22 protein-coding genes, 2 tRNA genes and 2 pseudogenes are annotated in these 21,101 nt (G+C 65.6%); 9 read left to right on the top strand and 17 right to left on the bottom strand.

Translation table 11 applies throughout. The annotated features are described in order from the left end of the window. Positions 1-2 precede the first annotated feature (2 nt). Together nrtL and AC068D_RS24180 are read right to left on the bottom strand one after the other, a co-directional pair. Positions 3-983, bottom strand: a complete 981-nt coding sequence (gene nrtL / locus AC068D_RS24185; protein ID WP_478825123.1) for an ArgS-related anticodon-binding protein NrtL — start codon at positions 981-983, stop codon at positions 3-5. A 55-nt stretch (positions 984-1,038) separates the two neighbouring features. Further along, positions 1,039-1,488: a response regulator gene (locus AC068D_RS24180; protein WP_478825314.1), complete on the bottom strand. Its 450-nt coding sequence runs from the start codon at positions 1,486-1,488 to the stop codon at positions 1,039-1,041. A gap of 240 nt (positions 1,489-1,728) precedes the next feature. On the opposite strand from AC068D_RS24180, the gene AC068D_RS24175 reads away from it, so the two are divergent. Next, positions 1,729-1,800 (top strand) — tRNA-Arg (locus AC068D_RS24175). Between the two features lie 213 nt (positions 1,801-2,013). On the opposite strand, the gene AC068D_RS24170 is transcribed toward AC068D_RS24175, so the two are convergent. The 10 genes from AC068D_RS24170 to AC068D_RS24125 all read right to left on the bottom strand — a co-directional run bounded on the left by AC068D_RS24170 (position 2,014) and on the right by AC068D_RS24125 (position 8,442). Further along, positions 2,014-3,387 carry a tyrosine-type recombinase/integrase gene (locus tag AC068D_RS24170; RefSeq protein WP_478825122.1) on the bottom strand — a complete coding sequence of 458 codons (1,374 nt, stop codon included), beginning with the start codon at positions 3,385-3,387 and terminating at the stop codon, positions 2,014-2,016. Continuing rightward, positions 3,384-3,557 carry a helix-turn-helix transcriptional regulator gene (locus tag AC068D_RS24165; protein WP_478825313.1) on the bottom strand — a complete coding sequence of 58 codons (174 nt, stop codon included), beginning with the start codon at positions 3,555-3,557 and terminating at the stop codon, positions 3,384-3,386. Before AC068D_RS24165 ends, AC068D_RS24170 begins: the two co-directional genes overlap by 4 nt. 11 nt (positions 3,558-3,568) lie before the next feature. Further along, positions 3,569-4,948 carry a replication initiator protein RepSA gene (gene repSA, locus AC068D_RS24160; protein ID WP_478825121.1) on the bottom strand — a complete coding sequence of 460 codons (1,380 nt, stop codon included), beginning with the start codon at positions 4,946-4,948 and terminating at the stop codon, positions 3,569-3,571. Continuing rightward, complete coding sequence (locus tag AC068D_RS24155) at positions 4,945-5,139, bottom strand: hypothetical protein (protein ID WP_478825120.1); 195 nt, start codon at positions 5,137-5,139, stop codon at positions 4,945-4,947. The genes repSA and AC068D_RS24155 overlap by 4 nt, the downstream gene beginning before the upstream one ends. Before the next feature lie 91 nt (positions 5,140-5,230). After that, a complete protein-coding gene (locus AC068D_RS24150) occupies positions 5,231-5,575 on the bottom strand; it encodes a SpdD-like protein (RefSeq protein WP_478825119.1) in 345 nt (114 codons plus the stop codon). 23 nt (positions 5,576-5,598) lie between these two features. Beyond that, on the bottom strand, positions 5,599-5,757 hold the full coding sequence (locus tag AC068D_RS24145) for a hypothetical protein (protein ID WP_469768961.1): 159 nt from the start codon (positions 5,755-5,757) through the stop codon (positions 5,599-5,601). Positions 5,758-5,772: 15 nt separating this feature from the next. Beyond that, entirely contained in the window at positions 5,773-5,967 is a 195-nt protein-coding gene (locus AC068D_RS24140) for a mobile element transfer protein (RefSeq protein ID WP_478825118.1), read from the bottom strand. A gap of 19 nt (positions 5,968-5,986) precedes the next feature. Further along, positions 5,987-6,637, bottom strand: coding sequence for a DUF2637 domain-containing protein (locus AC068D_RS24135; RefSeq protein ID WP_478825117.1), 651 nt, complete (start codon positions 6,635-6,637; stop codon positions 5,987-5,989). Positions 6,638-6,724: 87 nt separating this feature from the next. Continuing rightward, on the bottom strand, positions 6,725-8,083 hold the full coding sequence (locus AC068D_RS24130; protein ID WP_478825116.1) for an FtsK/SpoIIIE domain-containing protein: 1,359 nt from the start codon (positions 8,081-8,083) through the stop codon (positions 6,725-6,727). A 2-nt stretch (positions 8,084-8,085) separates the two neighbouring features. Then, positions 8,086-8,442 (bottom strand): SCO3933 family regulatory protein, encoded by a 357-nt coding sequence (locus AC068D_RS24125; protein WP_478825115.1) that lies wholly within the window; start codon positions 8,440-8,442, stop codon positions 8,086-8,088. A gap of 145 nt (positions 8,443-8,587) precedes the next feature. On the opposite strand from AC068D_RS24125, the gene AC068D_RS24120 reads away from it, so the two are divergent. The 3 genes from AC068D_RS24120 (at position 8,588) to AC068D_RS24110 (ending at position 10,909) form a co-directional block, all read left to right on the top strand. Further along, positions 8,588-8,956 (top strand): winged helix-turn-helix domain-containing protein, encoded by a 369-nt coding sequence (locus tag AC068D_RS24120; protein WP_478825114.1) that lies wholly within the window; start codon positions 8,588-8,590, stop codon positions 8,954-8,956. Between the two features lie 233 nt (positions 8,957-9,189). Continuing rightward, a complete protein-coding gene (locus AC068D_RS24115; protein WP_478825113.1) occupies positions 9,190-10,404 on the top strand; it encodes a helix-turn-helix domain-containing protein in 1,215 nt (404 codons plus the stop codon). A 19-nt stretch (positions 10,405-10,423) separates the two neighbouring features. Then, positions 10,424-10,909: an NUDIX domain-containing protein gene (locus AC068D_RS24110; protein ID WP_478825112.1), complete on the top strand. Its 486-nt coding sequence runs from the start codon at positions 10,424-10,426 to the stop codon at positions 10,907-10,909. A gap of 50 nt (positions 10,910-10,959) precedes the next feature. Here the strand turns inward: AC068D_RS24110 and AC068D_RS24105 are convergent, their stop codons facing one another. The 4 genes from AC068D_RS24105 to AC068D_RS24090 all read right to left on the bottom strand — a co-directional run bounded on the left by AC068D_RS24105 (position 10,960) and on the right by AC068D_RS24090 (position 16,419). Beyond that, positions 10,960-11,850 (bottom strand): nuclease-related domain-containing protein, encoded by an 891-nt coding sequence (locus AC068D_RS24105; protein WP_478825111.1) that lies wholly within the window; start codon positions 11,848-11,850, stop codon positions 10,960-10,962. A 682-nt stretch (positions 11,851-12,532) separates the two neighbouring features. Continuing rightward, positions 12,533-13,597 (bottom strand): ComEC/Rec2 family competence protein, encoded by a 1,065-nt coding sequence (locus tag AC068D_RS24100; protein WP_478825110.1) that lies wholly within the window; start codon positions 13,595-13,597, stop codon positions 12,533-12,535. Further along, the gene (locus AC068D_RS24095) at positions 13,594-14,295 is read right to left on the bottom strand and encodes a hypothetical protein (RefSeq protein ID WP_478825109.1); all 702 of its coding nucleotides are present in this window, start codon (positions 14,293-14,295) and stop codon (positions 13,594-13,596) included. Before AC068D_RS24095 ends, AC068D_RS24100 begins: the two co-directional genes overlap by 4 nt. Positions 14,296-14,313: 18 nt before the next feature. After that, positions 14,314-16,419 (bottom strand): sensor histidine kinase, encoded by a 2,106-nt coding sequence (locus AC068D_RS24090; protein ID WP_478825108.1) that lies wholly within the window; start codon positions 16,417-16,419, stop codon positions 14,314-14,316. Between the two features lie 462 nt (positions 16,420-16,881). Between AC068D_RS24090 and AC068D_RS24085 the strand changes: the two genes are divergently transcribed. Further along, positions 16,882-17,025: a hypothetical protein gene (locus AC068D_RS24085; RefSeq protein ID WP_478825107.1), complete on the top strand. Its 144-nt coding sequence runs from the start codon at positions 16,882-16,884 to the stop codon at positions 17,023-17,025. A 1,001-nt stretch (positions 17,026-18,026) separates the two neighbouring features. After that, positions 18,027-18,084 (top strand) — tRNA-Ser (locus tag AC068D_RS24080). A 141-nt stretch (positions 18,085-18,225) separates the two neighbouring features. On the opposite strand, the pseudogene AC068D_RS24075 reads toward AC068D_RS24080, so the two are convergent. Next, a pseudogene (locus AC068D_RS24075) lies at positions 18,226-18,798 on the bottom strand (site-specific integrase); the annotation flags it as partial. 98 nt (positions 18,799-18,896) lie between these two features. Between AC068D_RS24075 and AC068D_RS24070 the strand changes: the two are divergent. From AC068D_RS24070 to AC068D_RS24060, 3 genes and pseudogenes are all read left to right on the top strand, one after another. Beyond that, a pseudogene (locus AC068D_RS24070) lies at positions 18,897-19,316 on the top strand (IS5 family transposase); the annotation flags it as partial. Positions 19,317-19,448: 132 nt separating this feature from the next. Beyond that, positions 19,449-19,901 (top strand): winged helix-turn-helix domain-containing protein, encoded by a 453-nt coding sequence (locus AC068D_RS24065; RefSeq protein WP_478825106.1) that lies wholly within the window; start codon positions 19,449-19,451, stop codon positions 19,899-19,901. Beyond that, entirely contained in the window at positions 19,898-20,284 is a 387-nt protein-coding gene (locus AC068D_RS24060; RefSeq protein WP_478825105.1) for a transposase, read from the top strand. The genes AC068D_RS24065 and AC068D_RS24060 overlap by 4 nt, the downstream gene beginning before the upstream one ends. Positions 20,285-21,101: the final 817 nt, after the last annotated feature.

The raw sequence follows: 21,101 nt of genomic DNA, 5'->3' as shown, positions 1-21,101 counted from the left end.
TTTCACAAGTATTCGGGCGCGCTGATGCCGAGCAGGGACAGGCCGCCGGCCAGCACCGTCCCGGCGGCTTCGGCGAGCGCGAGCCGGGCCCGGTGGGCGGCCGAGGGTTTCTCGTCGCCGAGGGGCAGCACGGTGTGCTGGAAGCCGAGGAACGCGTCGGCGGTGGCCTCGAGATGCCGTGCGAGCCGGTCGGGCGCGCGATGGCGGGCGGCGGAGGCCAGGACGGAGGGGTGGTCGCCGAGGCGGAGGAGAAGAGCCGTCGTACCGGCACCGGTCTCCCCCTCGTACCGGGCGGCCAGGCCGAGCGGGCCGGCGTTGCGAAGCAGGGCGCGGCTGCGGGAGTACGCGTACCGGACCCTGAAGAGCGTATTGGCCTCGCTCTGCACGAGCAGACGCTCGTCGGCCACGGGGCGGTCGTGGGCGGCAGCGCGAAGCAGCGCCCAGCGGGCGGCGTCCTGTCCGAGCCGCTCGAACAGCCCGTCCTCACGGACCGGGACGGTGGTGATCCGCTCCATGCCTCCGGGCGTCACATCCGCGACGGCTCCCTGAGTACGCAGCAGCCGTACGACCGTGTGGGTGAGGACGCCGGCTCTGAGCTCTTCGGCGGGCGCGAAGGAGAGGCACAGCCCGGCGAGGCCGTCGCCGTGCCCGAACCGCGGGCCCTGCTCGATCACGGCACGGACGAGGGATGCACCGGATTCCGGAACGAGGGTGAAGTTCAGGAAGCCGGGACCGGTGATGTCGACCTGCGCGATGCCGGGGACACCGTCCATCCGCGACCGCAGGATCTCGGCGACCTCATGGGGGCCCCGCCCCGCGGGACCGGCCAGCCGCAGGGCAACGCCCGTGGCGTAGTCCCCGCGCCCACCGGGCCTGGGCCGTTCGACCTTCACCTGCTCCGGCACGGCCACCCCGAGGGCACCCTCCTCGACGGCACGGCGCACGGCGCCCAGCACGGTACGGGAGAGCTCAGCGGGGGTCACGGGACCAGCGTATGGGAGGAAGGGGGTGTGATCGCGAACCGGTTTCGCCATCCGGTCAGCCCCGCGCGCTCCCCGCCCGCCCGGCCTCGTGCCTGTCATCCACCGACGGCGGACCTTCCCGGTCCCTGTGGTCCCGGTGCTCGCCGTACATCAACCGCCGCACCAGCCGAACCAGCTCGGCCGGCTCGAAGGGCTTGGCAAGGAAGGCATCGACCCCGGCGGCGATTCCGGTCTCCACCTCGTACTGCGTGCACGCGCTGATGATCGCCACCGGTACGTTCCGCGTCCGCGGATCGGACCGCAGCCTCGAAGCGGTCCGCAGCCCGTCGAGCCTCGGCATCACCACGTCCAGGGTGATCACATCCGGCGCGACGTGGTGCACGACCTCCAGGCACTCGGCACCATCGGCCGCGGTCACGACCTCGAAGCCCTCCAGCTCGAGGTTGACCCTGATCAGCTGCCGAATGACCCTGTTGTCGTCAACAACGAGCACCCGGCCGGACACGCCTGACACAACTCGAGAGTAGGTGCCGGGGAAGGGCCGCGTCCGGGTTTTCCCCACTTCCGCCCCCGCCCGCACGGGGGCGGAAGGCGCACAGGGACCTGCCGGCCCCGCGCGGGGTATGCGCCGACCTGCGCCGGTCCGGCGGTGGACCCGCGCCCCGTCACTGCCCGGAAATACCTGTTCACAGGCACCCCGTGGGAGCTGGTAGGGTTCTACCCGTCGCCGCCGAGAGCGGCGGACGCCCCCGTAGCTCAGGGGATAGAGCAACGGCCTCCGGAGCCGTGTGCGCAGGTTCGAATCCTGCCGGGGGCACCCTTGATGAGGTGCCCAAAGACCCCGCCATCAGCGCTTTAGCTGAGGACGGGGTCTTCGCGTATGTGCAGCCAACTGCCACGCTGTGCAGCCGTATGACAGCCTCTGCGGCCTATTCGCGGCCTGGTTCCTGTCAGAACCTCGCAGGTCAGCCCCAGCAATGCGAAGACCCCCGGGGTTCACCCGGGGCCTCGGACCGCAGCGGCTCCACTCTCACTCGTACTCGCGGAGCAGCTCCTCGATGCGGCGGTTACCGACCTCCTGCCGGCCGTCCAGGCACTTCGCGTACCGACCCAGGAGGACCTCCACGCTGTTGCCTGCTCGTGCGGCGACCTCAGTCGGGTCCACACCGGCGTTGAGCCACGTGGAGAGGGCCGAGTGCCTCAGGTCGTGCGGACGCCGCGCCAGCGGCGAAGCGACCACGGCCGGCGGCAGCGCGAGGACTCGAGCCTCCTGCCATGCCCGGTAGTAGGTGGACGACGACACCACTCCCCCGCCCTCGCTGAAGAAGAGCCGCCCGTCCTCGGCGGTCCCGAAGGTGTCGACGTGGTCCTGCAGCACGGCAACCAGCTGCGGCGGAATCGGCACCCGGCGGACCTCTTCGGCAGGCCGGTTCTTCAGCCCGCGGTCGTCGTGGCTCTCGCCGGAATCGGTCCACTGCTTGCCGACGCTTGGCCGGGACCGGTGCAGCACCGCCTCACCCCAGCCGGTAGAAGGGAGCGTGAGGTCCGGCAGCGCCAAGCCAACGGCTTCAGCCGGACGGAATCCCCCGAAATACATACCTGCGAAGAGCCCGACCAGGCGCCTACCACGTGCCCTTCGGTATCCGCCGACGTAGGAAACCGCGCAGAGCAGCGAACGCGCCTGGTCGGGATTAGCCACCACCCGCGGATCCACATCATTGGCGACCTTTGGCTTCTGCCACCGCACGGCAGACAGCGGGTTTTCCTGGAACTCACCAAGGTCGACGGCGTAGTGCATGGCATTGACCAAGGTCCGCCTCTTCCGACGAACCGTCTCCGCCGCTGCGGCAGCACCATCCATTTTGATCTTCAGAGAATCGAGCACGGCCCTTGCCGCAACGGGGTCGGCCAGATCCGCAAGGGGACGGGAAGCCTTGCCGACCCAATGCAACGCGTAGGCGATCTCGTCGGGCAGGTCGCGGTCATCCGGTCCAGGCAGGACAAAGGCCCAGTTACGCAGAGCCTTCCGCAGGAGGGCATCCGCAGGTCGACCAGGGCACTCATCCAGGAGTGCGAGGGTCACGAAGGTCAACGACTCGTTGATCCCATCCCGGGTGTTCGGAGCGGCATGAGGCCACTTCATGGCGAGGTACCGCAGCGCGAAGCTGAACCAGCTCAGGCTCGCCGTTCGCTCCGCCATGGAATCCGGAAGGCCGGACGCCGTGTCGAATTCCTCCCCGTCGCGCGTGGCACGGAGCAGCTTCGACCGAAAGCTGTCAGCGAGCGCTTTCGTCTTTCGTGTCTCAGAAAAGGGCTGTCCGGCGACCTTCCAGCGCACTTGATACGAGGGGCGTTTCCCGGGCTTCACGCGGATGGACCAAACCCTCACGTCCGTCGACTTCACGCGGCAGCCCCTTCCCGCGCTCGCAGCCAAGCCTGAAAGTCGGACCGCCATACCCTCAGCTCACCGTTCGGGAGCGTGAAGGCCTTGGGAGCCTTGCCGAGTTCACGCCACCGGTAGAAGGTTCGCCGCGAGATCCCCTTCAGCTCGGAGAGGACGTCCGCCGTGGTCATCAGCTCGTCCTTCACGTCGCAGCTCCTTCCAGGGCGAGTTGGTCGCGCAGGGCTTCGCGGGCGGTCTCGCGATTGATTTGGATGTCGCGGGCGATGCCGGCGGCGAGGGCGGATTCGCCGGGGGTGTGGCCGTGTCCGGCGTACTGCCAGGAGGCGAGGACGAGCACGGTGTCCGGGGCCCCGAGGACCTCTTCCTCCTGGGCAGCGCGGTAGTCGGCGCGGATCTGGCGGAGGGCGCCGAGGGTGGTGGAGTAGCGGCGGGACTTGGTGGAGAAGTGGCCGCGGAAGCCGAGCATGTGCGCCCAGGCGCCCAGCTTCCGGTCCGGGTAGAGCGGGTCGAGGTCGAGGCAGGCTTCGATGAGGCGGCGGGGGTGGTCGGGCACGTCCAGGAGGTGGAGGACTTCACGGTTCCCGATGCGGCGGTCGAGGCTGCCGGTCGATTCGGCGGCTTTGGTGGCGTACTTGGCGACGTAGGAGGCGACGGCCTGTTCGGTGATGTCGGAGCCGTCGCCGAAGGCTTTGACCGGGCGGATGTCGAGCTGTCGGCCCCAGCGGAAAGGCCGGCGGGGCTGGTCCCCGGCGGCCGGGACGGTGATCGAGGTGTAGGAGTGGGCGACGGCGGCGCGGATGGAGTCGGTGAGCAGCTGCACGGTGGCCCAGGAGGGCGGTGCCGTGTCCGGTCCGTCCGGGCCGTCGAGGCGGATAACGGCGTGGAAGTGGATCGCGCCGCGCTTCTGGAACTCGGCGACCTTGCCGTAGGAGAGGCGCAGCTGCTGAGCCAGTACGCGTTGGGTGAGTCCGGCGCGGGCGGCAACTTCGCGGCGGAGCCGGGTGGTGAAGCGCTGCCACAGCTGTCCGGCGTGGTTGTTGAACAGCACGGTCCCGGCGTAGTCGTAGGTGTCCGGGTCGAGGGCGGTGCCGAGGGTGGAATCATCTTCGGCGTGCCGGGTACCGCAGCGGCAGATGCCGCGGTCGGGGCGGTTGTGGACCGCGCCGAACGACGGGGCGGTGAGGGTGGCGAAGACCCGGGGGTGATCCCGGACGGTGGCGGGGATGTTCTTGGACTCGTCACCGGCGAGCCCGGCGCGGATCAGGTGGTACGTGTCTCCGGCGTAGGTGTAGGCGCAGGCCGGGCAGCGGGAGGCGCGGCGGTTGCCGCAGGCGACCCGGAGCCGTCCATCCGGCTCGGAGTCGGTCGAGTAGCGGCGCAGCGTCTCCCCGGTGGTCTTGTCCTTGGCGAGAGTCCAGCCGGTCAGGTGGATGGGGTCGGCGCAGCCGCCGGTGCGGCGGATCTGGTCCTGCCAGCGGTCGAAGCCGGTGGACCCGGCCGCCTTGAGGATGTCCCCAAGGGTGGCCGGGTCCAGGCCCGCCAAGGTGGCGGTGTCGGTCACGCGGCCACCTCGATGCGGGACGAGGCAGGGCGGCGGACCGGGCGTGTGCCGGTGCCGTGGCAGGCCGGGCAGCAGACCGTGATGGTGCGCAGGTTTCCGTGTCGGTCGCGGCCGCCGAGGGTGACCCTCACGGTGGGGAAGCCGTCGCAGTTCGAGCAGACCCGCACGGCGTGCGTGGTGGGCTGAGCCATGATGGACGTTCCTTCCGGATCGGTTGGTTCGGGCAGGGGCACGGCTCCGGGGCGGCGGTGACTTGGCGGTTGACGACCGCCCCGGGGCCGGTCAGCACTGCTTGCGCTGGTCGTTGAGGAGCGAGCGGAGGACGACGGCACAGACCGCGAGCGAGGCGGCGGTGATGGCGACCGCGAGGAGCATGGAGACCAGGACGGCGCCGACGACCAGGACGATCCCGGCGCCACCGGCGACGGCAGCAACGAGACCGGTCGGGGTCAGCCGCACGGCCGGAACCTGGACCCGCGGCGTGGCCGGGGCGCGAGCCGGGGTGTGGTGGCAGTCGCAGGCCGGCGGGGCGGTGTGGTGCGGCTGGATGTCGCCCGGGGTGTGCTGGACGAGCGGGGTCACGATGCCGGTCGGCAGTGGCATGGTCGGGATCTTCGGGCGGAACATGGTCTTCTCCTTTCTGGGATGGACTACTTGGTGATGGCGGTGTCGATGACGGGGGCGAGCAGACTGTCGGCGAGGAGGTAGCCGCCGAGGAGGAGCACGGCGACGAGCCACCAGGGCGGGCGTATGAGCTTGATGCCGAGGGCGCCGACGACGATCAGGGCAAGCCAGAGCGGAACATCCATGACGAGACCTCCCGTTCAGTCGGCGAGGCGGCAGCGGTGGGTACGGGCGGCGAGCTGTGCGGCGGACTGGCTGGTGTAGTCGGCGGACCAGCCGCAGCGGTCGGCGGTGCATACGGCGGCGTGCTTGGTGCGGCCATGGCGGTCGCGGTGGGTGCCGATCTGTACGGGGCCGATCCGCATCACGGAGTGGAAGAAGTCGCGGGCTGGCATGGTCGGGTCTCCCTTCTGGTCAGGTGAGTTGGGCGGCGATCGCGTCGGCCATCGGGGCCGGGACGCCAAGGCGGGCGCGCAGGGTGTCGGTGTCGATCGGAGAACCGGTACGGGCGTGGTGGTCGTCGGCGACCTTGCGGGCGTGGTCGACCAGCGCGGCCGGGACCGGCGAAGCCGGGGCGGGAGCGTGCTCGGGCGCTGCGGGCAGGGCCGGAGCAGGCTCCGGCTCGGCGACGGGAAGCGGCTCGGGGGCAGGCTCCGGTTCTGCTGGCACAACCTCGGCCGGTTCCGGTTCGGGGGCGTGGTCGACGGCGGGTGAGTGGGCGAGGAGCGTGCCGCCGAGGAAGGCGAGCGCGGGCCATCCGGCGATGCCGAAGCGCAGCCAGGCGGGCGGGTGCTGGAGGTCGAGGAAACCGGCGGTGGCGACGTTCGCGCCGAGCGAGGCGACCAGTGCGATCAGGAACCAGCACCAGGCCAGCCGGGAGGGTCCGTCGTTGCGGAGCCGACGCCAGGCGGCGACCAGGAGCAGGTCGACACTGACCGGGTAGGCCCATGCCTTCCATCCGGTCTGCCCGGCAGCGGCGGCGAGGTCGTGCAGGTGGGCGAAGGACAGGGCCCCGGCGATCACGGCTTGCACCAGGACGGCGTCGACGCGGAGTGAGCGGGTCATGTCTTCACCTCCTTTGCGGGGCGTTTTGGGCATGGCGGGGGTAGGGACTTGGCGCGAGGCGGTCGCGCCGACCGGGATGCGGGTGGGTCAGACGGAGCAGGGTGCCTCGGACTGGGCCGGGATCTTGACGAGGGAGACCGTGGGCGGCAGCTCAGGCCGGAAGGCGGCGAGACCGGGCAGCTCGGGGGTCCGTTGGGCGTGCCGGTTGCAGGCGTTCACGGCCTGACGCATCGAGGTGTGCGGGGTGCGGATGCGGGCCCAGCCACCGGAGGAGTCGCCGGTGACGGCGAGGCCGGGGGTCTCGGTCGGGATGGAGATGGCGGCCAGTACGGCGTCGGGCGCGATATCGCCGAAGGCCATGTTCGCGGAGGTTTCGTCGTTGACGCGGTGCGCTGTGCGGCCGGTGAGCTGGGCGCGGAGCATCGTGATGCCCTTGCCGAGTTCGGAGCCGAAGCGCTGCCCGCAGATCTCCAGATAGATGCCGGCAGCGCGGCCGAGCTGGGCGAGCCGGGCGAGCGCGGTGATGATCCGGTCCCGGCGCTTCTCCTCGTCCTTCGTGGCGAACAGGGCGAGTTCGGCGACTTCGTCGACGAGGAGGACGATCGGGGTCGGACGGAGGTGCTCGGGCAGGTCCCAGATGTCGGCGGCTATCTCCGCGTCGGGGATGTCGCCGGTGATGCGCTGTTCGGCTCGGATCAGGTGGTAGACGCCCTCCATATGCGTGACGAGAGCGTCGAGGAGGTCGGCGGCGGTGTCGGGGTTGTCGGCCAGCGCGGAGAACCGGCGAGCCAGCGGGAACAGCTCCACACCTTGCTTGCAGTCGATGCCGATCAAGGCAACGTCCTGTGCGGCGAGTTCGGCGACAAGGTTGCGCTGGTAGACGGACTTTCCGGACTTCGTGGCGCCCAGGGTCAGGGCGTGCGGGGTGCTGCGGTAGTCGCGGTAGTGGACGGATCCGTCCTCGCGCAGGGCGACGGGGACGCGCATCGGGGCGGTGTCGACCTTGGCGGGCATCTGCACCCGGGCGAGGACGTCGTAGCCGGTCATCCGCAACTCGACGACACCCGAGCGCAGTTCCCGGGACGTGACGCCATACATCGCGAACGAATGCCGCAGCCGATCACACGCGGCCGCCACGTCGAACGCGTCCTGACCAGGCCGGAGCCCCAGCCGTAAGACGAGACCAGTCCGGGTCAGGCGGAGCCGCAGAATGCGCGGCGGACGCGATTCGGGAGCGGGCCGGTTGGCCATCCGGGCGATGGCCAGCCGCCAGCGCGGCGGAGGGACGGTCAGCCCGCACGCCTCCATGACCGAGCTGTAGCGGACCAGAACCCGCAGCGTGGCCAGGACGACCCCGAAAGTCAGCCAGCACCAGGCGGGGCGCCGCCACCGCAGAAGACCCGCGGTGACGACGACCAGCGCCAGGAGGCCGGTCAGCCACGACATGATCAGGCCGCCTTGGGCTTCGTGACACCGGCCGCGAGCGACGTGACGGCGACCGCGCGGAACGCGATGCCGTGACGGCGCTGGCCGTTGAACTCGTTCTCCCACGGCCGGGCGATCAAGCCCGTGAGAGCGACCGGGGTGCCCATGGCCAGATCACCGGAGATACCGGTCTCAGGCACGGTCACCGAAAGAATCTCCACCTCACCGTTCGCCGCGAACATCACGTCCACGGTCGACAGCGCGGCACCGGTCTCGGCATCCATCGCCCGCTCGCCTGTACGGCGGTCCTTCACCTTGGGCTGAGGGGGCTGGGCCACCATCACGGTGGCGGCGGAGGTGTCGACGGGGATCTGACGCATAGGGTGCGCTCCTTCGATCAACTTGACGTACTTAGTACGCTGACTGACATCGAGGCTGTACCTAACACACTTAGTATGTCAAGTGATTCTCGACTCTTGTCTGTTCTGTGTGCTCCACTTAGTGCGACAACCACTGAGAGGGGCTATGGCCGACTTCACCGGGCGTGCGAGGTACTTGGAGATCGCCGACGACTTCAAGCGGCGGATCCGAGACGGGGAGCTATCCCCGGACGACAAGCTGCCGTCCGAGACAGAGCTGATGGCCGAGCACGGCGTTTCCCGCACTGTCGCCAGGCAGGCGATCTCTCGCCTCCGGGAGGACGGCTACGCGTACTCCCACCAGGGCAAGGGCAGCTTTGCAACCCTCCCCAGCGAGGACCGTCCGCCCAAGCACAGCTCGGAGTTCGAGCAGATCACCGCGTACCTGGCGGAAGTCCGCCGGGACGTACGCCGCCTCGCGGATCGGATGGACCAGCTTGAGCAGTTGGTTCGGAAGCATCCGCAAGACGGTTGACCATTTCGTCAGCGCGCCTCGCAAGATCGGCCACCGCCTCTCCAAGTGCCCTGACGTCTCGGATCAGTTCCACCACTTCGGCCGGGGTCAGCGCCATCGTGGCCCCTTCGTTGTAGTTCGATCTGACAGCCCCTCGGGTTGTCAGCAACGCTAGGACCAGACCGGCGCAGCACCCCGGAAAATCTCTCCGGGGTCGCATAGAGAGACGGGTGGACGCTCTCCCCATGCGAGGAATGACGACGAACCTGACGATCGGCGAACGAGTCGCGTGGTACCGCCGGAGGCGCGGGATGTCCCAGGAAGTGCTGGCCGGACTCGTCGGCCGCACCGTCGACTGGCTGAGCAAGGCCGAGAACAACCGGTTGGAGCTGGACAGGCTCTCAGTCATCAAGTCGCTCGCCGACGCCCTGGACGTCACCCTTGGCGACCTGCTCGCCGAGCCGACGCTCATGGACTGGAGTGCCGACAGCGGTACTCAAACCGTGCCAGCACTTCGTACAGCCCTGATGAACTACCGCCAGCTCACTCCCCTGTTACAAGTCACTACCGAAGGCGAACCGACGTCTCTCAACGAGCTGCGCAGTAACGTCGGCGAAGTCTGGGACGCCTACCAAGACTCCCGGTACGGGTTCGCCACCAGGCGTCTGCCCCTCCTGCTCGCGGACGCCTTCATCTCGACCCAGGCCTACGCCGGCCACGAGCGCGAGAAGGCACACGGACTGATGGCGATGACCTACCAAGGTGCTGCCATGGTGCTGACGAAGCTAGGCGAAACTGACCTTGCATGGATCGCGGCCGACCGAGGCCTGACGGCAGCTCAGCAGTCCGACGACAACGTCGTGACCGGCTCACTGTTCCGGTCCGTGGCGCACTGCCTCCTGTCGAACGGAAGATTCGACGCTGCCGTGCAGCTTGTAGGCGACGCTGGGGAGTACCTCCGACCGGGACTCGCCGAGCCCACCCCCGAGTTCCTGTCGATCTACGGGACTCTGTTCCTGGCAGGATCCATGGCGGCGGCTCGCGCGGAGGACCGCGCCACGACTCGGATGTTCCTCGGAGAAGCCGATCAGGCGGCGCGACGGCTCGGGCACGATGCCAACCATGTCTGGACCGCCTTCGGACCGACGAACGTCGCGATTCACCGCGTCGCCACTGCGGCCGAGCTGGGCGACATGCAGGTAGCCGTAGACCTCGGGCCGCAGATCGACACAGCTGCGTTGCCGACAGAACGGCGCACACGCCACAACCTCGAAGTTGCTCGGGCTCTCAGCGCGCACAATCGGATCGACGATGCCCTAGCCAAGATCCTTGAAGCGGAGAGCTGGGCGCCCGAGCAGGTACGGAGCCACTACCTCGCGCGCGAGCTCGTGCTTACCTGGGTCCGGAACCAGCGCGGGCGACCGAGTCCCACTCTGGCAGGCCTGGCCGACCGGCTGCATGTGGTCTGAGCTGGGTACCCTCGGCTGCATGGCAGCGAATGCACATGAAGCAAAGATGGCGCATCCGCGCATGGCTGCGGGTGCGCTCTTTTTCGATGACACCGGACGGGTCCTCATGGTGGAGCCGACCTACAAGGACTACTGGGAGATCCCCGGCGGGTACGTCGAAACTGGTGAGTCGCCACTGCGCGCTGCCATCCGCGAGGTTCAGGAAGAGCTAGGGATCACCCCGCCACTCGGGCGCCTGCTTGCCGTCGACTGGGCGCCGAGCGAGGCGGAGGGCGACAAGGTCCTGTACCTCTTCGACGGCGGCCAGCTCACCCCAGAGCAGCTGGCCGGCATCACTCTGCAGCCCGATGAGCTTCGAAGCTACGCCTTTCTTGCCCCGGACGAAATCCCAGATCGCACCATTCCCCGACTGGCCCGCCGCATCTTGGCCGCGGCAGAAGCCCGCGACAAGGCCGTGCCTGTCTACCTCGAACACGGGCATAAGCCAGCCAACGCGGCCGCGTGACCGGGACAGAGACGGCTCTTTCCGCTGCCCGCTTGTGTGGCGGTCGCCGTTCAGGCCGCCACCCAGGCTTGCCGGTGACGGGCAATCCTGTAGATCTCCTCCACCTGATCAGCAGTGAACACCCCGGAGAGCGGTGCCAAGGCGGATACCTCGCGCTCACGGTAGACGCGTACCTTGAGTTGGGTGGCCACGACCTTTAGGTCGGTTACACCGACGAAGACGAGAACCGGCTCTACCGGCACGGGAAAGTCGCAGTACCGCTCGAGCACACGCTGCACACGTGCGGCCTCTGACCGGCTCTTGCGTACGTGAGGTACAGGTCGGCCACGGTTGACCTTGACCACATCGTCCCCGACCCATACCGACTTCTCGGGGTAGTGCTTGGTGTTGATGCTGAACACCCCACCAGTCCCGATCAGCAGGTGATCAACATCGACATCATGCGGCAACGGTATGGAGTGCAGAACGCGCCAACCCTGCCGCTCGAGTCGACTGAGCTCGGAGCCCACGCGCCGCTCACCGGCGATGCCCTTGCGCCACGAGTCGCCGTCGACCGGTCGCCGTAGCAACCACGCGACAGCCCGCTGCAGCAGGCCGGGCTCTGACTCAGCAAGCCGCGGTTCCAGGCTCGCCCCAGGCAAGGTCGCAGCGAGATCGTCCGCTGGTGTCAACGGAGGGAGACGGACAGGCTCAGAACTCTGCACCGGCTCGGGTGACCGAGCATGATCAACGTCCGGTAAGCGCCCCTCCAGCATTGCTAAGACTTCTGCACGATAGCCAGCGACCAAGATCGTGACGGCACCTGTCTTGCAGTCCGCCCAGCCAACGGCAGTGCCATCGGGCAAGTTCACGTACAAGCGATCATGCCCGAATCGCTTCCAACTGACGACCTTCAGCTCAGCCACGAGCCCCCCTCGGAACTTAGACCACGGTTCCGCCATGGCAGCAGGAGCTAGACAGAGCCACAAGACCGCACCCGCGGTAAGAGTTTCTCTACTTCATCAAGGCTCGCTGCGCTCGCTGCCCGACCGGCGTTCGGCAGTGAGCGGATCATTGCGAACCCAGCCGCCACCCGCACCCGCAGCTCAGCCACACGGACCAGCCTCGTCCCAGGCCCGCCATGCGCCCGAGTGGCCCCCGCAGACGACAAAGACACCAGCGCACCAGGCCCAAAGGAAGAGGTGGATGCTCGGGAGAACACCACATTTGACGCTCGGGCGTCTGCTTTCCCGGCCTCCTGAACTGCGGTTGCAGTCTGATCAGGGATCAGAGGTGCCGCGCACAGCGCGGCGGCGCCGGCCGGACGCCGCCGCGCTTGCCCCTCAATGTCTACGCCACCGGGGCCGCACGTCGTCGCCCGCCCGCGCCCACAAGGGGACGAAAGAACCAGGCCGGGGGTGGGGACGGACGGCTCCACGGCTTTACCCACACTCCCCGATCCGGGTCCCGCGTCGAGCAAGACCAGGGGGCCACTCGGACACATTGCGGGCAGGGGACAAGCCTGCCCGAGTAGCCGGCAAGCGTACGGCCCCCTGATCATGCACGACCCCAAACCGGGCAGGACACCGGCCAAACCCGCTCCGCCGCCCTCAGACGACGAACGAACCGGCGCAGCCGCGAAGCCTAAATCTGCGACTTTCGTGGTTTGGGAATATCTCGCTTCGTAATACACATTGGCGCATTCAATTGCGCGATCCAATCTCGATGCGCCTCAGCCTCTGGATCGACCTTGATCTCTCCGCCCACTGCCCGCACGCGGACCGACCCAGCGCAGCACGTACCTGATGCCCGCCCGGAAGCGGGATGCATAGTCAGATGCACCCGACCGGTCTGCGCCGGCACGCTGGGGTGACACTGCCGAGATAGTTGTGTGCAAGCAAGTCGTATAGATGGAAATGAGTCCCTGATCTGCTCCACAACCTCACGCAGGGGATTTTCATAGTTCCCGCGCCCCATCGAGAAAACGACCACTTCAGGCTTCAGAGTGGTGCACAGCTCATCAGCAAACTCGGACTCCAAAGGAGACCCACTGTGCCCGCCATGATGCGGATAGACCAAAACTGGGGCGGCCCGTAGCTCTGCGCGTGCAACAATTTGCCGAAAACCCACAGCGTCCACGTCTCCCGGCAAAAAGAGAGCTGGACTACCGTCTAGGTTCACCTGCAGGACGACAGACATGCCATTAGTCGTAATTTCCGGCCTGACCTTGCCTGCAACGCCTGGACCATGCCCAATGTCTCGAAGCGTTGGATGCAAGATTTGAATTCCTACACGTTCAAGTGAAAGATCATCACGATCTGCGCTGCTAATTCCAATCCGAACCCTACAAACGCCAGAGTCGGACAGGTCTGTAAGCAGAGCGAGCAGTTCGCTCCACTTTCTTGAGTCCTTGGTGCTATCAGCGTTTGCCCATACCGTGCCGACTTCAAACTCCCGATTCGGAAGGATGCGAAGTGCACCCGCTATGTGATCCGTGTCAGCATGAGACAAAACCAGGTGCTCAATTCTCCGAACACCAGAGTCAACAAGCGCCTGATACAGCATCTTGTCTGTCTTGGCATCAACAACTACACAGCGGTCACCCTCGCGCAGAATGGCAGAGTTGCCATGACCCACATCGAGAATTAAGGCTTCGACATCGCCTGAAGCTAGAGGCGGGAGCTGAAGATCTTGTTGAATCGACGTCACAACGCTCCCCACTCCGGAGGTGGAACCGGAGCTGGCCGTAGCTGGTGGAAGAATAGATCAGACTCATGGTCGGCATAATAATTTACCTCGCCAAGAAAGATCTTCCCAACGAGTGCAGATGATTGAACGCGATAGCCGGGAGGGAGGAGTGCGATTGGTATCGTCACAGCAACGTCAGGTTTCCAGGCAGTGACCGTGACATCCAACGTCGGCCGGCCAACGTGGTCATGGACATCAACCACCCTGATAGGCGTGACGAACCCCTTGCGTTCCAGCGAACGTTTCCCGGCTACTTCCTCTTGAGCTACGCGCAATGCATCCGCGATCGCATCTGTAGAGCCAGGCCCCTTCTTGACAATGCTGGGGATTCCGTATCGCCAGGTTCGAATACTCGTTGCTTCATCATCCTCGACATAAGCACTGTAGAGGATCGCAGGCAGACCACGCTCGTTCGCCCGGGCTACAAGTTTTGCACCGTCGAAATCGACGCCGCCACGCGGATGAAGCCGGTGGTCAGAGATGAGCGCACTACAACCCCCCTGCAGGACCTCATCCAACAGATGATCTATACCCTTGGGTCCTCGCAGCAGGAAGGACATGACCGACAAATTGAGATCCTCGACCTGGTCGCACGCGCGGGCTAGATCATCCTCTCTGTCGTCAAGTACAGCTACGGGCGAGCTCTTATCGCCAAGCATTATTCACCTCCCTCACTGCTACTGGGGGTCTGCTTGACGCGGAAGGATGATCTTGAATGATGCCCCACCAAGTTCGCCATTTTTCTCGACGGTAAGTTCACCGTCCTCAAGAACCGTCTTCTTTCCATGCAAATCTGCAACGATGTCCTTGACAATGGTGAGCCCAAGCCCTGTTCCGTCCGCAGTGCTGCCCTCCCCAGGGAGCCAAATATCCTTCAGTGAGATACCGGAGATGCCAGGTCCAGAATCAGCGACATTTATTGAAACACTGGCCTCATCCGCGCGGGTGCGGATGAGAACAACCCTGTCGCGTGTCGCATCTGTGGCTCGGCTGAAAGATCTTGCAGCGTTGATCACCAGGTTGGCGTAGATAGACTCGATGTCCGCTGCTGGTGTGAGGACCCGTGCCGGCTCCCCACAGAGGTCCAAATCAAGCTGGATATGCCAGTCCGCTAGATAGCCACCGAACATCTCCGCGAACTCTCTGCACGTATCGTTAATATCAACAACCTTGGCTCGTCGCTTACTCCTACGCAGCATTCTCAGCGGAAGTTTCGCAAATGAGTGGATGGAAGTCGCAGTATTGCGAGCCCGTGTCAGTACCTTCTCTATGCGATCGCCGTACGTTTCACTGCCGAGAATAGAACGAGCTCGACGCTCAATGGTCTCAAGATCCTGTCCGAGACCCCCCGCTGACCCAATGGACTCGTGCGCGAAAACCGCAGTGCTGATGCCAACCGTCGCCAAGGATCGATACAGCAGACGGTCCCGTTCCAGTTCCTTGATCAGACGGTCCTGGGTACTAACCAATTCAGACACTTTTTGACGCTGAATCGGGGGCAGTGATTGCAGCACGTCGTCAACCTTGCGATCAGCCTCCTGCTTTTCCTTTCGCGCTGTCGCGGCCCCGCCAGTGCGGTGCGTTTCCCGCAAACTCAGACGTGCCCGAGCAGCCCAGTCAGTTGCGCGGGCGGCAAAGTCGCGCAGTTCCAGGAACGCCATATTTTCCTGAAATCCTTGACGATCAGTCTTAGGTACCAACATGTTTTCGGGATCGTCTATGCTCACACGCCCCACACTGGTGTTGGTGGAAGGGCGATGTTCCGGACTCCGAACCCGCAGAAGATTAAGATCCAGCCAGTCGAATCCCGGGTCACCATAGGGGTGAACGCGCAATCCACGATGGAAGAGGTGAACACCACCCACGATTCGAAGCCACGGGCGCAAATCTGAATGCTTTCTCAGGGAATGTCGCTGGTCAAAGGATTCTTTATTAAGCGTGAACATCCACAGCTCGAACGAAGCGGCTGGCGCGTGGTACATCATCGGAACTTGGAAGTGGCCCTGACTCTTGGTCAGAGCGACCTCCCCGTGGTCGCCTTGAGCTATGACTTCGCCCTTCCAGTTATACAGACTGGCGTAGGCCTGGCCATTCTCATCGAGCTGAGCTACAAGTTTGTACTCATGTTCGTCGAAGAATCCCTTACTGACCGCTTCAGAAATCCGCTTGAACTGAGGTGCATGCAAAACTGCGTCAAAGCCGCTATCTTCGTCATCGAAGAAGCCCGTAAGGAGCCGCATCGCCCGACCCAGTCGTTCCATTTCCGACTCTGCGAAGCCTTGGCGTAGGCGATGGACGGTGATGCTGGTTCCTGGCCCTTGTTCGGAGGGCTTCGTCTCCACAGTGAGTTCGACTGCGTCGATGGAGGAGGCTGACTCGTAGGCAGCCCAGTCGATATGCAGCACGTGCGCCACGCCGGGTTGGCTCCGCGGGCGAGTGACCAGCTCGACCTGATGCCCCAGACGAAGCGCAGCAAGGCGTCCCAGGCCTTTCTCGCCAACCTTGCGCCGTCCGCCTTCGGTTAGCGGCCGGGCGATCTTCGGCGATCGCCCGATCAGCAGGAAGCCTTCTCGGATGTCGTCCGCCGTCATCCCGTCTCCGTCATCCTCAACGACCAGTGTCCCCCCGGGTGTCGTTGCGTTGTGCAGGGTGACAGTGCACCGAGAAGCATCGGCGTCGTAGGCGTTGCGGACGAGCTCGATGACACCCAAGTCTGGGTGCGGAATGAGCTCCTCGCCGAGGCGAGACAAGATCTCCGTGGCAAAGCGCAGGTGAGTGCTCAAGAGTCCCCCTCCGAGCTGGGACGGCCCCCGGGTTCCGTCCGCCGTCCAGTCTGCTGCAGAATAGCTGCCAACTGATCGTCACTGCCAGTGTGCGGAAGGGTAGTTGACGCCACCGAGAGGGGTCCCCCTTGCGAACCGCTGGCTACGTGGCCTTCACCCACCAGCTGCAAGTGCTGGCCGCGGATGTCGGGCGTGGTGCCTGGAACCGCGTCGAGCAGGACGTGCACTTGGCCCTGAACGGCCAGGCAGCAGAGCGGCTGCGCGCACTCGTACCCCTTACGGTCCGCCGCGAGGAGGGAGCATTCTTCACGGGCGGTCACGTCAAGGAACGGTTCACATCTCTACTGGCCGAACCAAGTCCTGGGGAGCAGGCCGAGTATTGGGACCCGTCATGTGGTGCTGGCGACCTGCTGCTAGCTGCCACGGAGCATCTCCCTCTATGCCAGACACTAGAAGGGACCCTTGGGCAATGGGGAGCTCTCCTACGCGGATGTGATCTGCAAGCACCCTTCGTTGAAGTGGCTCGGCTACGGCTCTTCCTCGCGGCTGCAGCTCGACATCACCAACAGGGCCGGCCCGGTAAGGTTGCATCCGACGCGGGCGTGAGAGCGTTCAAACGCGTGAGAATCGCGGATGGGCTCGCAGCTCTAAGCGCTGCACGCGGGTATCAAGGTCACCTTCTGTTGAATCCTCCCTACGGGTCGGTACCGAGCGAGGGAATCCACGACTGGTCGGCGGGGTCGGTCTCCCAGGCCGCAGTATTTCTTCTCGCAGGTGCCCGTGCCCTAGCTGTGGGACGCCGACTCTATGCGGTGCTGCCAGACGTACTCCGTAGCGGCAGTCGTTACGCTACGTGGCGGGCGCGCACTGAAGAATACGTGAATGTAAAAAGCATAGATCTCCACGGCCAGTTTGACGCATACACAGACATTGACGTCTTTCTCCTTGAAGGCGAACGCCGCCGAAAAGGGGTCGTGAAATCTGCTGGACCCTTGTGGTGGCGGGACCCTCCAGCCGATCAACGCTTGGAAGATGTATTTGAGGTTCGCGTGGGCGCGGTAGTAGATAACAGGGACCCACATATCGGCCCTAAATCACCCTTCCTCACAGCCAGAGACCTCGCTGTCGTTGATAACGGAAACCCAATTCCGCGTACTCGGAGATTCGCCGGGCGCTTGCTGAGCCCGCCTTTTGTCGCCGTTCGACGGACCTCGCGCCCTGGCCCAGGGGCCCGTGGTGGTGCGCGAGCGGCTGGTGTTCTGGTGACCGGAAGCCAGCCCATAGCGGTGGACAATCACTTGATCACAATCAAGCCGTGGTCTGCTGCTGAGCAGGACTGCAAGGAGGTGCTCCAAGTCCTCTCGTCCGACGCGGTTTCCGAATGGCTTGATCAGCGCATCCGCTGTCGACATCTGACGGTCGGGGCAGTACGAGCCATACCATGGATGGGCCGCTCGGCTCCCGATGCCGAATTCACAAGCCCAGTCACATAGGCAAACAGTAGGTGCCGACCAGGCCACTCCCTCCGTTCCATCCGTGAGCTGCGGCCTATTCGTGGACAGCACAGGTCGAACCAAGTACCTAAAGGTGCCTGACCTGCTGAAACTGCCGTAGCCGAACCGGCCTCCGGAGCCGTGTGCGCAGGTTCGAATCCTGCCGGGGGCACAGAAGCCGGACCAGCGTGATCAAGCCGCTGACCAGCAGACGTGCCAGAGTCAAAGAGTCGGACTCAGTCCCACTGAGTCCGACTCTTTGTCGTTGTCTCTCACTGATCCCGTGTGAGTAGCGTGTGAGCTCTCGCGGCCCTCACTGGGCGCCCGGAGCCCACCCCATGGCCTTTTCGATCTTCTTGTTGTTCAGCTCCTCGTGGCCGTCGATGCAGCCCTCGTACCGGCGGTGGATGACCTCAGGCGAGTTGCCGGCGCGGCGGGCCACTTCGGCGACGGGGACGCCCGCGTTCAGCCAATTGGTGATGCAGGTGTGCCGTAGGTCGTACGGGCGGTGCGCGAGCGGGGATTCCACCTTGTCCGGCGGCGCCCGTCTTGCGCCGCGCCGAACTCCGCTATGTGCGAGCGGAGCATGGCGACCAGCGGCGGAGGAATGGGGACCCGGCCGGTCTGCCTTGGGCTCCCGGGACTTGAGCCCGCGCTTGTCGTGACGCTGCCCCGAGTCCGTCCACCTTTTGCCGGACACAGGCCGGGTCTCCTTGAGGGTGAGCGTCCCCCATCCCTTGTCCGGGAGATAGCAGTCCCTCTTCCGCAACCCCACCGCCTCGGCCGGCCGCATCGCCGCGTACAGCTGGCAGGCGAAGAAGGCGACGAGTCGCCGCCCGCGGTTCCGGTGGACCGACCCCACGTACGAGACGGCCGTGAGGAGCTGCCCACGCGCAGGCGGCCGCTAGCTCCTCCGGAGGCTCCTCGCCCTTATGTGCGGGGACGACCGCCCAGCGCATCGCCAGCCGCGTCTCCTCGGGCTAGAAAGGATCAAAGATCCACTTGATCACCGAGCGGACCGGTCTGCCCCTGTCCATCGGCATCTCCGGCGCCAACCTCCACGACGGCCAGGCCCTCGAACCCCTCGTCCGCGGCATACCACCCATCCGCTCCCGACGAGGACCCCGCCGGCTGCGCCCCGCCAAACTGCACGCGGACAAGGGCTACGACTACGACCACCTGCGGCGATGGTTACGCCAGCGCGGGATCACCCACCGGATCGCCCGCAAGGGCATCGAGTCGTCGCAGCGTCTGGGGCGGCATCACTGGACCATCGAACGCACCACGGCCTGATTCGCCGGCTGCCGCCGACTCCACCGACGCTACGAACGCAAAGCCGACCACTTCCTGGCCTTCACCAGCATCGCCTGCACCCTCATCTGCTACCGAAGACTCACCAAATGAGAGGACGTCTACCTGATCTTTTCGTAAGTTCGGTGGGTGTGGTGGTCTCGCGGGTGGGAGGCCGTCGGGGTGGCTTATCGACCTTCGTCCTCTGTGGCTGGTTCTTCTGTTTCCCCTTTGACGCGGCCGCAGTTGGCGGAGGCGCGTCGGGTGCGGGCGGTCGAGTTGTTCGAGGAGGGTGGCGCGAACGCGGAGATCGCGCGGGCGGTGGGGGTGTGCTCGGAGAGCGTGCGGCGGTGGAGACGGGTGTGGGAGGAGGGCGGCGCCCAGGCGTTGCGCCGGCGCACGGCCACCGGTCGCCCGCCCAAGCTGGACGATGCCCAGGTCGAAACGGTGAGGGCCGAGTTGGAGCGAGGCGCCCAAGCGCATGGTTTCGAGGCCGACCTGTGGACCCTGGAACGAGTCGGCTTGGTCGTCGAACGCGTCACGGGCGTGTCGCTGTCGAGGGCCTCGGTCTGGCGACTGTTGACCGGCCGACTCGGATGGAGCCTGCAGCGGCCCGAACGACGAGCGGTCGAGCGGAACGAGTCCGAGATCGCCCGCTGGATCACCCACGAGTGGCCGCGCGTCAAAAAGGGGCGGTGAACACACGGGCCTGGATCGTGTTCCTCGACGAATCAGGCGTCTCCTTGCTTCCGCAGGTCCGCCGCACCTACTCGCCTCGGGGCAGCACACCTCTCCTGCGGCACCGGCTGAACTGGAAGCGCGCCTCGATGGCGGCGGCACTGGGCTACCACTCCACCGACCCCGATCGCGGTCCCCGTCTCTGCTGCCACCTCAAACCCGGCAGCTACGACACCACTGCCCTCATCGAGGTCCTGGAACAGCTCAAGGTGTTCTACCGCGGAGAGAGGGTGATCCTCGTGTGGGACGGACTGTCCGCCCACTGGAGCCGGGCGATGCGCGCCTGGGTCGCCGAACAGGACTGCTCACCCTCGAGCGATTACCCGCCTACGCACCCGAGCTGAACCGGTGGAACTGCTGTGGCCATCACTCAAGAAGCGGGAACTCGCCAACCTCGCCGGCGACCACCTCGCCGACGTCGCCGAACAAGGCATCCACCGCATCAACCACAACCCAACACTGCCATGACCATCCACCCACCGCACCCACCGCACTTACGAAAAGATCAGTAAGCGGCACAAGAGCTCAGCGAGCCCTCACGCTTCATCAGCAAGCTGACGGTGGCCCGTACCCACGCCGCAGGTAGCGACAGTTGCCCACGAGTCTTCGGTCCGAGCTGGCAGACGTTTACCTGAGATACTGCTATCGAGTGATATTGAGGAAAATGCTGCGAGGATTCACCCCTTTCCCATATGCCTCCATCAAGCTCCTTGAACCAGGGCCGGATCTTGCCGGGCGTGGTTGACGTGAGGAGACACGACGCGTGAGCTACAAAAAGGGGATGTACCCGACGTTGGGGCCGGTTGCGCGAGGCGGATTCAGGAAGATCGGCTCAGTGGCGTCGCTCATGTTGATTATGGCGACAGGTCTGGCCGGTCCTGCAGTGGCCGGTGCGCGAAGCGCGACGGACCCTGGGACCAAGGCTCATCACGGCGGTACGGATCGGTGCAAGCCCTCGTACAACCCCGTTGAACACCGCAAGACCTCACCCGGTGGTGGGCAAGGCAACTGCCGGGGTGCCACGGGTCCTACCGGACCTACGGGGGCGACCGGTGCCACCGGTTCTACCGGACCTACGGGGGCGACCGGTGCCACCGGTTCTACCGGACCTACGGGGGCGACCGGTGCCACCGGTTCTACCGGACCTACGGGGGCGACCGG

This window comes from Streptomyces sp. NPDC043861 (genome assembly GCF_056435905.1).
The sequence above is the reverse complement of the archived record's forward strand: the minus strand, read 5'-3'. Positions and strand labels throughout refer to the sequence as shown.

Excerpts from the sequence above, each read along its gene's own strand:
- AC068D_RS24165 (WP_478825313.1), bottom strand. The coding sequence starts at position 3,557 with ATGACCACGGCGGACGTCCTCTCCGAGCTGAAGGGGATCTCGCGGCGA.
- AC068D_RS24155 (WP_478825120.1), bottom strand. The coding sequence starts at position 5,139 with ATGGCTCAGCCCACCACGCACGCCGTGCGGGTCTGCTCGAACTGCGAC.
- AC068D_RS24150 (WP_478825119.1), bottom strand. The coding sequence starts at position 5,575 with ATGTTCCGCCCGAAGATCCCGACCATGCCACTGCCGACCGGCATCGTG.
- AC068D_RS24145 (WP_469768961.1), bottom strand. The coding sequence starts at position 5,757 with ATGGATGTTCCGCTCTGGCTTGCCCTGATCGTCGTCGGCGCCCTCGGC.
- AC068D_RS24140 (WP_478825118.1), bottom strand. The coding sequence starts at position 5,967 with ATGCCAGCCCGCGACTTCTTCCACTCCGTGATGCGGATCGGCCCCGTA.
- AC068D_RS24135 (WP_478825117.1), bottom strand. The coding sequence starts at position 6,637 with ATGACCCGCTCACTCCGCGTCGACGCCGTCCTGGTGCAAGCCGTGATC.
- AC068D_RS24130 (WP_478825116.1), bottom strand. The coding sequence starts at position 8,083 with ATGTCGTGGCTGACCGGCCTCCTGGCGCTGGTCGTCGTCACCGCGGGT.
- AC068D_RS24125 (WP_478825115.1), bottom strand. The coding sequence starts at position 8,442 with ATGCGTCAGATCCCCGTCGACACCTCCGCCGCCACCGTGATGGTGGCC.
- AC068D_RS24120 (WP_478825114.1), top strand. The coding sequence starts at position 8,588 with ATGGCCGACTTCACCGGGCGTGCGAGGTACTTGGAGATCGCCGACGAC.
- AC068D_RS24115 (WP_478825113.1), top strand. The coding sequence starts at position 9,190 with ATGACGACGAACCTGACGATCGGCGAACGAGTCGCGTGGTACCGCCGG.
- AC068D_RS24110 (WP_478825112.1), top strand. The coding sequence starts at position 10,424 with ATGGCAGCGAATGCACATGAAGCAAAGATGGCGCATCCGCGCATGGCT.
- AC068D_RS24105 (WP_478825111.1), bottom strand. The coding sequence starts at position 11,850 with ATGGCGGAACCGTGGTCTAAGTTCCGAGGGGGGCTCGTGGCTGAGCTG.
- AC068D_RS24095 (WP_478825109.1), bottom strand. The coding sequence starts at position 14,295 with ATGCTTGGCGATAAGAGCTCGCCCGTAGCTGTACTTGACGACAGAGAG.